Source organism: Kitasatospora sp. NPDC048540 (assembly GCF_040651175.1).
GTDB lineage: Bacteria > Actinomycetota > Actinomycetes > Streptomycetales > Streptomycetaceae > Kitasatospora.
This window is the reverse complement of record NZ_JBEZIR010000189.1, coordinates 1-12051: the sequence shown is the minus strand read 5'-3', so window position 1 is coordinate 12051 and position 12051 is coordinate 1. Positions and strand designations below refer to the sequence as shown.

Genomic DNA, 12051 nt, shown 5'->3' with positions numbered 1-12051 from the left:
GCCGGCTCCTGATCGGCCTCTACCCGGCCCGCTACCGCGAACTGCACGGCGAGGACATCGCCGCCACCTTCGCCGAGGCCACCGAAGGCCTGAGCCCTCGCGCGGTCCTGCGCGAACGCCTCGACCTCGCCTCCCACGCCCTGCGCCTACGGCTGCGGATAGCCTCCACCGACCCGGCCGGCCGGATGCTGGCCGCCGCCGCCCCGGTCGCACTCGCCCTCGCGGCGGGAGAGTGCCTCTCGGGGCTGCTCCCGTCCCTGACCGCGCTCGCCACCACCTCCCCGCAAACCCGTCCTCGCCTGTTCGCCGTCGAGGTCGTCCTGGTCGCGCTGGTCTTCATCCCCTGGATCGTGGCGCTACTCCTCACGACCACGGGTCGCTGGCGCCGGGCCCGCCCGGTGGCCGTGCTCGCGGCCCTGATCGACCTCGGCGTGGCACTGGTGGTCCTCGGCGCGTACGACCGCGCCCCGGGCGCACTGCTCCGGGCCTGCGCGCTGGCCGCCCTGGTGCTGCTCGCCCCACCCGACCTGGTCGACACCGGTCGGCGGGGGCGCTGGGAGGCGGGCGCGGTCGCCCTCGCCACCGGGGTGCCGCTCGCGGTGCTGATGGATTCCCGGGTGACCCTGCTCGGATGGAGCTGGTACGAGGTGCCCGCGATGGTCGGCTTCTGGGCGCTGCTGGTGGTCTCGTTGCTGCTGCTGGTGCACCTCTCGGCCCGGCGGCCCGACCGGCTCCGCGGTGCCGGCATCGCGCTCGGGCCGGCGCCCTGGCTGCTGGAGTACATGGGAATTGGCGCGACACACTGGGTGGTGGCGTACTTCGTGGTCCTGATCGGCGGCGCGGTCGCCGTCGGCGGGGTGGTGCACCTGGTCCGCCGGATGCTGGGCACCGAACCGGCCGAACCGGCCTGAGCCCTGCGGTTCCCGCCGAGCCCGAGCCCCGGCGGCCGCCCGCCGGCGACCGGGGTCCCGCCACCGCCACCCCGAGACGGCAGCGCCGTGGTTCACCGCGCCGGTCCACCCGAATCCGAACGCCCGGTGGTGCGCGATGGGGCGCGCCACCGGCGTTGTCCGCCGAGCACCGCTGCGGCGAATCAGGCAGGTCCGACTGTCAGGGCCGCCAGGCAGTGCGGCAGCCAGCCCTGCGCCCGGGCCTCATCCAGTACGTCGCGGAACACCACCTTCCGGCGTTCCGCGCTCTCGCCCGGATCGCCGGCCTGCAGTGTCGCCGGGGCGACGCTCCAGCATCTGCGCGACCGGCTCCGGCGGGATGCGGCCGGACCGTGTCCGGGCTCAGGCGCAGCCCGCGGTCGGGGAGCAGTGGCGCGAGTTCCGGGCGTGGTCGGGGTCGAGAGCGTGCGCTCGAGGAGGAGGGATCGCGCGGTCCCCGTTCCGCGTAGCGGCGCGCGGTGACGTCCCTCCACGGCAGCGACCGCAGTCGGCGGTGCAGTCCGGGCCGGTTGCCCTTGACCACGAGCAGGTAGTGGGCCTTCTTCTCCTCGACCAGGAACGGCACATGGCCGCGCTGGGTGTGCAGGGCGTCGGCCGTGACCGTGACCTCGGTCAGGTCGATGGGCGCCGGCAGCGCCGTGAAACAGGTGATCTCATTGGTCTTGTCGGGGACCCGCAGCTGGGTGGCGGTTCGGCCGTCGCCGGTCATCATGGCCAGCAGGTGCGCGGCCGGCGTGTCACCATGCCGGGAGCCGCGGGCGGCCTTGCCGTCCACAGCCACCGAATCCGAACCTGCCGGGTCGGCGCCGGTCGGATCTGCCGGAGCGCCTGGGCGGACCAGGCCGATGACCCGCCAGATCGTGGCGGCGCTGGGGGCGACGCACGCTCATCGCCCCCATGACCCGGGCACCCAGGCGGGCAAGGGTGTGCTGCGGCGCGCTCGCGGACACTGGCCGATCGCTGCGTACGAGCGTGCGCCGGCGACCACTGCCGAGGCCGCGACCAGCAGCACCGCCCACGAACGGGTGGCGCACCCCTAGGCCGTGTTTCAGAAGGTGATCCGGCTTGATACCAGGCTCCTCGATGCCGGTTGCTTGCGGGTGACGTCCCGCGAGGTCGCGCCGGAGGCCGGTCGACGGAATCCGGTGGCGGGTGCGGACAGGAGCTCCGTGGCGGGACGTTCCACCGGAATACGGACCCTGGCAGACGATCTACGGCCTGTTCCGCCACTGGCAGCGTCAGGGCGCCCGGCAGCAGATCCTGGCCGGCCTGCAGGCGCGGGCCGACGCGTCAGGGATGATCGTCTGGGAGGTGAACGTCGACTCCACGATCTGCCGGGCCCACCAGCACGCGGCAGGGGCCCGACGGGACGGCGCCGGTCAGAAGGAGCCGCCAGGCGGCGTGGGCAAGGAGCCTGCGGACCACGGGCTGGGCCGGTGACGGGGCGGTTTCCCAACTCGCCGAGCTCACCGGTAGGAGCCCGGGAGCCTGCGCCACGTCGTCAGACAAGCGAAGTCCGGCCATCCGGTAATGCGTTCAAGCCGTGTGCGGTGCGAGTAGTTCCGGAACCGACTCTTCGCTGCGAGCGCACATGTCAGACTCGCTGACGCCCTGTCAGGAGAGACTCGCACACTCGTCGCCGACCCCGGACCGCACGGACCGGGGTCGGTGTTCCACGCGCCCGGAAGGGGAACGGTGGCAGCTCAGGACTCCCTGCTCAAGAAGTACGGGGACCGGTCGTACCGGCACGTGACGATGGCCCGGCACCAGGGCACGACGATCGCGTTCGCGATGGACGCCGCGCGCCGGATCGTCTACACGGTGCTGGACCTGTCCGGCCCGGCGACAAAGGGGGAGGTGGACTCGGCGTACTGGAGCGACAACCCGGCCGAGGTGGCCTTCCCCCGGGAGATCGCCGAGGTGGGGTACGCGGTGGTCGGTGCGACGGCGATGCCGACGGTGAAGCGGGGCGGGGCGGAGGCCGGTGCCGACGAGCGGCCGGCCGCCGCGGAGATCGACTCGTTCCTGTCCAGCACGGCGCGGCTGACGGCGGACGCCCCGTTCCACGTAATATCCGACGGCACGTACGTGGTGATCCTGCGGCAGTCGGTCGGCGAGACGCACCCGGACGCGGTGTTCAAGCTGTCCGGCGGCGGCAGTTCGGGGGATTCGTCCCGCGCCGACTACGTGCTCAGCGGTACGAAGAAGGTGCCGCTGGTGCGCGACACCCTGCTCGTCGACCGGTTCGTGCTGGTGGACGGGAAGTTGAAGCCGGTGCTGGAGGTGCGCTTCAAGCGCTCCCGGCACGCGACCCGCCCGGAGTCGGCCAAGGACAGCCTGGGCACCGAGGACATGGAGGGCCGCCCGTTCCACGAGCCGACCCAGGAGCTGTCCTTCGTCCGGAACCTGACCCAGGGCCGGTTCGCCGCCGTGCTGGTGCCGACCGCGGTGGCCAACGTGCAGCGCTGGCAGCTGTTCGCGCACAACGACGCCACCGGGCGGGTCGACAGCTTCAGCGTCGAGCAGGGCGCCCAGGGGCTGTTCAACACCCAGGGCACCCGCTTCTGGACCAGCCCGGATGCGGCCTACCGGGACTCGGTGTTCGAGCGCAGCCCCGGCACCTGCCCCTTCACCGGCCGCGAGCTGGTGCCGGTGACCGGCAGCGAGGGGCACGCGGAGACCGCGCTGCGCCTGGACGGCGTCGACGCCCACCTCGACCTGGGCAACCGGGCGCCGCTGCACTTCGGCGGGAAGCCCTACTCGGTCGAGGCGTGGGTCAAGCCCGCCGCGCTGGAGGGCCCGGTGCTGGGCCGCGGCGGGGAGTACCTGCTCGGGGTGGACGCCAACGGCGCGGTGTTCCTCACCCACGACGGCGCTCCGGCGACGCTCACCTCCACCGAGACGCTCACGGCGGACAGCTGGGCCCACATCGCCGCCACCTTCGACGGCACCACGGCGAAGCTGTACGTCAACGGCAGACCGGCCGGCAGCGCGGCGCTGCCGTTCACCCCCGCCGCCGGCGCGACCACCCTGGTCGGCAGGCGGAGTTCCGGCGGCACCGACAGCTTCTTCAACGGCGACGTGGACGAGCTGCGGATCTGGAACCGGGTGCGCTCGGCGGCCGAACTCACCACCGACCTGAACAACCGGCTGATCGGCAACGAGCCGGGCCTGATGGCCTACTACCGCTTCGACGAGGGCACCGGCACCACCGCCCACGACCAGACCGACCACGCCGGGCACGGCACGCTCGTGGGCAACGCGCGGTGGACCGGCTCGGACGCCCCGGTCGGCGACCACCCCGGGGTGCGGCGCGACAGCTTCACCCTCAAGGGCCGCTCGGTGGTCTCCGGCATGTCGGCCCTGCTCTACCACCAGCAGGAGAACGTCGTCGCGGGCTACCGCGCCGACCCCAAGCCCGCCAAGCGGCAGGCCCGGGTGATGCTGGCCTTCGCCGCCAAGTACGGCCAGGAGCCCGCCGTGGCCACCTTGGACTTCGCGGTGGGCCGGGACGGCCGGCTGGCCCAGGTGCCGGACCTGCTGGACCCGCAGGTGCTCAAGCGCCCGACGAAGGGCCAGGACTCGGAGCAGGTCAGCACCCTGCAGCAGCTCATCAAGCGGCTGGAGCCGGAGGTCGCCGCCATCGAGGCGGACATCAACCGTCTGAAGGGCGCGGCCGGACGGCTGGCCGAGTACCAGGCGGAGCACGACCGGCTCAAGCCCGGGTTCGACGCCCTGGAGCAGCAGTACCTCGCCGAGAAGGACCTGGTGACCTCCTGGATCTACGACATCGAGCTCAAGACCCCGCGGGTGGTGCCCGGCAGCACGCTGCGGTGGCTCGGCGGCGCCGACAGCCAGGCGGAGAGCGGCGCTGTGTTCGTCCTCGACAGCGTCTACACGTCCTGGCGGTTCGACGCCGTCGGCGAGAGCCAGGACGGCAGGCCCTGCTACTGGCTGGTCTCCCACCGGTTCAACAAGGACGTCCGCGTTGTGGGCAACTCGACCTCGGAGAACGCCCAGCTGTACCTGCGCCCCCGCGACCCGGGCAACCGGGCCGCACAGTTCCAGCTGGTCACCGAGGGCGACTGCGTCCGCATCGTCAACCGGGCGAGCCGGCTCGCGATCGGCTCCCCCTCTACGTACCAGTTCGCCCAGGTCCTCCAGTCGAGCGAGTGCCTCAAGGCGGAGACAGGCCTGTTCCGGATGACCAAGGTGGCCATGCGGTCGGGCGTCGACCAGCGCTACTTCGCGGCCAAGACGCAGATGGACCCCGCGCGCGAACGGCTCCAGGAGGCGCTCAAGGCACAGCAGCGGATCGCCGAGCTGCAACTCAACCTGACCGCCAAGCAGGCCGAACTCGCCGACGCCCGGACCCAGCTGGCCAAGCTTTCGGGCGCGCTCCAGGGCGACGACGACCTCACGGTCCCGATGCCGCTGCTCGCGGTGGACTCCACCGGCCTGAGCCTGACCGGCGGCCTGCTGGAGTTCGCCCGGGGCACCGACCGGCCCGCGCTGCTGGACAGCGGCACCGGCAACCTCGTGCTGTACTTCCGCGGCGCCGACGACCAGTTCTTCGCCGCGTACTACGACACCGCCGTCCTGCGCGGCTCCCGGACGCTCGCCGGGGACACCGGCACGATCAACTTCCTCGCCCGGGACCCGGCCGTTCCGCTGGACGGCGCCACGATCACCGTCACCGACGGCGACGCGCCCGGCCGCTGCGACCTGACGATCACCGTCGGCGCGGACACCGAGACCTGGCGCTCGCTGCCGCGCAGGGCCGAGCAGATGGCCGCCGCGCTGGTCGGCAGCCCCGGCCGCCCGGTGACGCTCGGCGCGGTCGCCCGGGTCACGGGCAGCACCGTGGAACTCACCGCGCCCACCACCGTCGCCGTCCCGGCCAAGGCCCACCTGCAGATCGGCAGCACGGGCTACGCCGTCGCCACCGACGCCCCGATCGGCGCCAAGTCGCTGGAGCTGACCGCGAAGAGCGTGACGGCCAAGCCCGGCGACAAGGTGAGCCTGGTCGGCTACGACTGGGCCCGGGCGCAGTCCTCCCGCCCCGGGGTGCTGCTCTCCGCCGGCTCCCGCCTGGTCACGCTGAGCACGGGCGGGGTCGAGTCGGTGCCCAACGGCACCGCCAAGGCGGCGATCACCGGGCGCGGCTGCCGCTGGCGGGCCGAGATGCCCGGCCGGGCCTTCCTGTTCGACGGCAAGGAGCAGTACCTGACCCTGCCCGCCGGCAAGCAGCAGAACATCGCCCCGACCGGTGACCTGAGCCTGGAGGCCTGGGTCAACCCCGAGGCCGGAGGGGGCCGGATCGTCCACGCCGGGACGAACGGGTCGGGCTACTCCCTGGCGCTCGCCCCGGCCGCCCTGCCGGCCTGGCAGTTCGTCAACGGCACCAAGGCCCAGCTGACTCCCTCGCTCGACCTGTCGAACCGGGACTTCACCATCGAGCTGTGGGCCAAGCGCAACCAGTCCCGGGGCCGGGTCGAGCCGCTGCTGTTCCACGGTGCGACGGACGGCCGGGTCGACCAGTCCCTGCACCTGTGGGTCCACCCCGACGAGACCCTCTACTTCTCGCTGTACGGCGACGACCTGAAGACCGCCCAGGCGTACCCGGACCTGGAGTGGCACCACTGGGCGGCGGTGTACAAGAACGCGACCCGCGAGCAGATCCTCTACCGGGACGGCGTCGAGGTCGGCCGCCGCACCTCCACCGGGGCCTACGCCGGCAACGGCCCGCTGATCCTGGGCCACTTCCCCTTCACCGGCGACAGCCTCGACGGCCAGGTCGACGAGGTCCGGGTCTTCGGCCGGGCCCGCACCAAGCAGGAGATCGCCGCCGAGCGCCACCAGCGCCTCTCCGGCCGCGAACCCGGCCTGCTGGGGCACTGGGCCTTCCCCGGGCAGAGCGGCCCGGCCTCGCCGATCAAGGGCTACCAGCTGGTCGCCCGGGTCGGCGACCGGGTACTGAAGTCCGCGGAGCGCTTCCCCTGCAACGAGTGGGCACACCTGGCCGCCACCTTCACCCAGTCCTGGGCGCTGAGCCTGGACGGCGGCGAGGGCCTGGCGGTGGCCGCGCAGCCCGCGCTGGACGTGCTGGAGGACCTCACCGTCGAGGCGTTCGTCCGGATCGACAAGCTGGGCGCGCCCGTCGGCCTGCTCGCCAAGGGCACGGTCGTCGACGGCGGGCGGGACGGCGTCCCGTACCAGCTCGGCGTCCGGGCCGACGGGTTGGTGGAGTTCGCCTTCGCCGAGGCGAACGGGAAGCCCGTCCGCTACACCTCCGACCGGGCCGTGACGCCCGGAGTGTTCCAGCGCATCACCGTGGTGCGGGAGCGCCGCAAGCCCGCAGTCTCCACCACCACCCAGACGACCACGAACGCGGTCCAGCCGGAGCAGGAGATCCGCTTCTACCTCGACGGCGGCGCGGTCGGCAGCTTCGTGTACAGCGGGCCCGGCGCGCAGGCCAACAACGGCGAGGTGGTGATCGGCCGCGGGCTGACCGGCGTGCTGTGCGAGCTGCGGCTGTGGAACTCCGCGCGGCCGCAGGCCCGGCTGGGGCTGCCGGTCACCTCGCGCGAGAAGGGCCTGCTGGCGCGCTGGGCGTTCAACGAGAACGCCGGCAACGTCACCCTCGACGTGTCCGGCACCTTCCCGGCGAAGCTGCGCGGCGCCCGCTGGACCCGTGACGTCGACCCCCTGGCCAGCCCGCTGCGGCTGTACCGCAACGGCGAGCCGCTCTCCGAGGCGCCGCTGACCGCGCAGGACACCGCCGCGGCCTGGGGCGACCCCCAACTCACCCTGGGCGCACGGCTGGAGGGCGGCAAGCCGGTCGACCTGCTCACCGGCACGCTGGAGGAGGTCCGGGTCTGGCGGACCGTCCGCACCCAGGAGCAGATCCAGGACACCCTGTTCACCCGCCTGCGCGGGGAGAAGCAGGACCTGCTCGGCTACTGGCCGTTCGACCGGGACTCCACCGAGCCCGGCACCACCTCCGTCCGGGACGAGGGCCTGCGCGGCAACCACCTGGGCTTCTCGGCCAAGCGGCCGCGCGTCCTGCTCTCCACCGCGCCGGTCTCCACCGACACCGCCCAGGTCCGCTCGGCCCTCGCCGACGTCCGCACCCCCTTCCACGACACCGTCGCCGGCGCCCCCGCCGTCGCCGAGTACGCCGACCTGCAGTACGACGCCAAGGGCGGGGCGCTCGGGGTGCTCAAACGCTGCTACGGCTTCGTCCGGGACGGCCGCTGGCACCTGGTGACCGGCTACAAGGTCGGCGACCTGACCACCGAGTGGGTCGGACAGGCCCAGTTCGACCCGCAGCTGGTCGGCTACGTCGAGGGCGCGCCGCCGGTGCCGTCCGAGAACCTCACCGACAAGGCCGACGGCTGGGCGGGCGCCTCCTCGGTGGAGTTCACCGAGGCCGACCAGGTGGTGCGCAGCCTCTCCTCCAGCAGGACCCGCAGCGTCAACGCCGCCTTCAACTTCTCCTTCGGCGTCGAGACCGACGCCAGCGTCCTGACGATCACCGCCCCGCTCGGCTTCGGCACCGCGCAGCCACTGGCCGAGGGGCAGCTGAAGATCGGCGCGAAGGGCAGCCTGGAGTTCGCCAACACCTGGAGCACCGACACCAAGGTCAGCCAGGGCAGGAACACCGCCCGCAGGACGAAGCTGGCGCTGACCGGGTACACCGAGGACGCCGCAAAGGTGCTGAACAGCGCCGTCGGCCGCCGGTACGTGCCCGCCAACACCGGCACCGCCCTGGTCCAGTCCCAGACCGCCGACGTCTTCGCGCTGCGCCTGGCGCACACCGGCGCCCTGGTCGCCTACCGGATGCTGCCCAACCCGGACATCCCGCTGGACTGGAACATCATCCACTTCCCGATCAACCCCCGCTACACCAAGCAGGGCACCCTGGACGGCGCGGTCGGCTTCGACGACCGCGGCAAGGTCCTCGACCCCGACTACCCCACCGCCACCGCGTACGGCGAGTACAGCTACTTCAAGCCCCGGGACGCGTACGCGCTCAAGCGCCGCATCACCCGCGACCAGCAGCGCCTGGAAGCCTTCTACGAGTCGGTCTCCACCGAGACCCACCGCGCCGACCCGACCGAGGGCCAGGCGCAGTCGGTGCTGCGCTCGATGGGCGTCTCCGGCGGGCAGCAGGAGGCCGGCCGCGGCACGTCCGGCAGCGCGGCGGCGACCGGCTTCTCGCACCGGGACCTGGTCAACACCTACGTCTGGACGGCGCAGGGCGGCTTCTTCGCCGAGACCACCGAGGCCACCGACGCCGTCAGCGAGACCACCGCCGGCTCGTACAGCTTCAGCGGCTCGTTCGGCGCCAGCTTCGAAGGCAGCTTCGGCGCCCTCGGCCTCGGGTGGTTCGGCAGCCTCGACGCCTCCGTGGGCGGCGGTTTCAGCGTCACCCGGGCCAAGGGCAAGGACGCGTCCCGCTCCTTCGGCCTCGACGTCCAGTGCGCGCCGTCCGGCGACCTCCAGCGCCGCGACAGCGGCGGCAAGCCGGTCTACGACGCCGCCGGCAAACCCGTGCTGGTGCCCGGCAAGGTCGACGCCTACCGCTTCCTCACCTTCTACCTCGGCGAGAACAGCGCCAACTTCGACGACTTCTACCGCAAGGTCGTCGACCCGACCTGGCTGCAGGGCAGCGACGCACCCGACGCCGCCGCCCTCCGCCAGGCCCGGCAGAACTCCGCCAAGCCCCCGTGCTGGCGCGTCCTGCACCGGGTCACCTACGTCAGCCGCGTCCTCGCCCCCGTCCCGCCGCCCGGCGCGCCGCCGCTGGAGAAGGCGATGCGCGCCGAGAACATCGACAGCAACTACGAACTGATCAAGCGCCTCGAACCGTACGTCCGCCCCGCCGCCACCACCACCGGCGCCCTCTCCACCGCCACCCGCGAGGTCCTTACGAACCAGCTGCCCGAACTCCTGCCCCACGCCACCGAGATCATCGACTACCTCACCCGCTACTTCGGCATGGAGAACTGACCCCCGCCCGGCCCTCCGGCACCCCGGAGGGCCGGGCCCGCCCCGTCCGCACCGCCCGGCAGCAAGGCAACAGGTCCGCCAACGACACCCGCCCCGCCCGCGGACGGACGACCGCTCGGCCGGCCCACTGCTCGGAGTGGCTCGCCAGTCCGAGCGGCACGGTCGCGACCGGGGCGCGTAGACCAGGCCGTCGGCGTCGGCCTGGATATGCTCGGCCAGCACCCGAAAGCACCCGCCCCGCGCTCCGCGCCAGTGCCTCCGCCAGCGCCCGCAGACGGCATCCTGCCTCGCCCGGCACTATTGGAAAGCATCGAAGGTACGTCTGGTTGGCCGTGACGGGAAGCTTCGGGCAACCAACCAGAGGACCAGGTCGCGTGCGATCGTTCCGGTGCTGTCTCGGTGATCAGGTCGTATGTGCGACGGCTCGCGTCACGGCGGACGATCTCGTATCCGCCTTCGTTGAGGACGGCGACCGAGGCGTACCAGGCCGGGTCGTCCTCGTCGGGCTGGAGGACGACGAACGTGTCGTCGGTGTCGTTGAGGTCATCGACCAGCATGAAGATCGCAGGTCGTCGACGTGGTAGCCGTTCTCGCTGTCGGCGCAGTAGCAATCAGCCGCCACTGCTCTCCTTCCCTTGTGCGACACCCCGCTCCTGGCTCGCGGCCGGCATGGCACGCGAGCCCGACAACACGGGACCTCACAGCCACTGGTTGATCGCGGCAACGAGGACGGCCGCCTCGAAACGGACTGCGAGTTTGTCGAAGCGGGTGGCCGCCGCCCGGTGTTGCTTCAGCCGGTTGATGCCGCACTCGACGGCATGGCGGGCCTTGTAGTCCTCGCGGTCGAAAGCGGGTGGACGTCCCCCGTTCGCACCGCGCCGTTTGCGGTTGAGGATCTGGTCCGCCGGCTCCGGGATGGTGCACCGAATGCCGCGTCTCCGCAGGTAGACCCGGTTGGCCTTGGACGAGTACGCCTTGTCGCCGCGCACTCGAAGCGGGCGGGTGCGGGGTCGGCCCAGCCCGGTCCTGGGCACCCGTATCGCGTTGAGCACTGCTTCGAACTGCGGTGAGTCCCCGCGCTGGCCGGCCGTGACGATTAGGGACAGCGGCTTTTGGTGTTGCTCGCATGCCAGGTGAATCTTGGTCGTGAAGCCTCCTCGCGACCGGCCCAGCCCGTGGTCCGCGGGCTCCTTGCCCACGCCGCCCGGCGGCTCCTTCTGCGCGGCCCCGTCCCGCCGGGCGCCGGCGGCGTGCTGGTGGGCCCGGCAGATCGTGGAGTCGACGTTCACCTCCCAGACGATCATCCCCACCGCATCGGCCCGCGCCTGCAGGCCCGCCAGGATCTGCTGCCAGACACCCTGACGCTGCCAGCGGCGGAACAGGCCGTAGATCGTCTGCCAGGGTCCGTATTCCGGTGGAACGTCCCGCCACGGAGCTCCTGTCCGCACCCGCCACCGGATTCCGTCGACCAGCCTCCGGCGCGACCTCGCAGGGCGACCTACCCCGGCTATCGGCAACAACGGCTCCAGCACAGCCCACTGATCATCCGACAGATTCCCACGCCCCATCCACAGAGCCTGGCATCACGCCGAACAACCTTCCAAAACAGCCCCTCGACGCCGACGCGGGTCCGGCAGCAGCCGCAGCCGCTCCACCGGTGGCAATCCCGCCACGCCGTCCGGCGCGGGCGACTTGGTCAGGCAGACGGCGGCAGACCGGCGGCACATCGAAACTCCGGCCGGTGTGCGCGACTTGGCGGTCGCCGAGGAAGTGGACAAGTCCTGCCGCCCGTCTGGAGACGGCACCTGAACAGAAGGTATTCGGTTGCAGGGACGACTCTCGGTAGTGAGAATCAGCGGTTGTCCAGGTCCTGATGAGGTCTTCTCGCTCCTGCGCGACAGCTCCCTCGACGAGGAAGCGTATCTGGACCACCATTTCGACATCGGCGTACCGAGCAGTAGTCGACTGCCAGGCCGTCACCCGACCGGCCAGGCGCCTTCCCGAGGAGACAGCTTTGCAGTTCCGCGTCGCCGATCTCACCCTTCACTGGACCGGCACCGACGACACCACCCCGCCCGGACACATC

3 protein-coding genes and 3 pseudogenes are annotated in these 12051 nt (G+C 72.1%); 3 read left to right on the top strand and 3 right to left on the bottom strand.

The features are described 5' to 3' along the window. A pseudogene (locus AB0D08_RS38390) lies at positions 1–911 on the top strand (hypothetical protein); the annotation flags it as partial. A 199-nt stretch (positions 912–1110) separates the two neighbouring features. On the opposite strand, the gene AB0D08_RS38385 reads toward AB0D08_RS38390, so the two are convergent. Beyond that, positions 1111–1725: a hypothetical protein gene (locus AB0D08_RS38385; RefSeq protein ID WP_359894987.1), complete on the bottom strand. Its 615-nt coding sequence runs from the start codon at positions 1723–1725 to the stop codon at positions 1111–1113. A gap of 341 nt (positions 1726–2066) precedes the next feature. On the opposite strand from AB0D08_RS38385, the pseudogene AB0D08_RS38380 reads away from it, so the two are divergent. Then, positions 2067–2390: pseudogene (locus AB0D08_RS38380) on the top strand (transposase); the annotation flags it as partial. Positions 2391–2645: 255 nt separating this feature from the next. Then, positions 2646–9965, top strand: a complete 7320-nt coding sequence (locus AB0D08_RS38375; protein ID WP_359894985.1) for a LamG domain-containing protein — start codon at positions 2646–2648, stop codon at positions 9963–9965. Between the two features lie 297 nt (positions 9966–10262). Here AB0D08_RS38375 and AB0D08_RS38370 read toward each other — a convergent pair. Continuing rightward, a pseudogene (locus AB0D08_RS38370) lies at positions 10263–10587 on the bottom strand (hypothetical protein). A gap of 76 nt (positions 10588–10663) precedes the next feature. Then, a complete protein-coding gene (locus tag AB0D08_RS38365; RefSeq protein ID WP_359894983.1) occupies positions 10664–11533 on the bottom strand; it encodes an IS5 family transposase in 870 nt (289 codons plus the stop codon). Positions 11534–12051: the final 518 nt, after the last annotated feature.

Excerpts from the sequence above, each read along its gene's own strand:
- AB0D08_RS38365 (WP_359894983.1), bottom strand. The coding sequence starts at position 11,533 with ATGGGGCGTGGGAATCTGTCGGATGATCAGTGGGCTGTGCTGGAGCCG.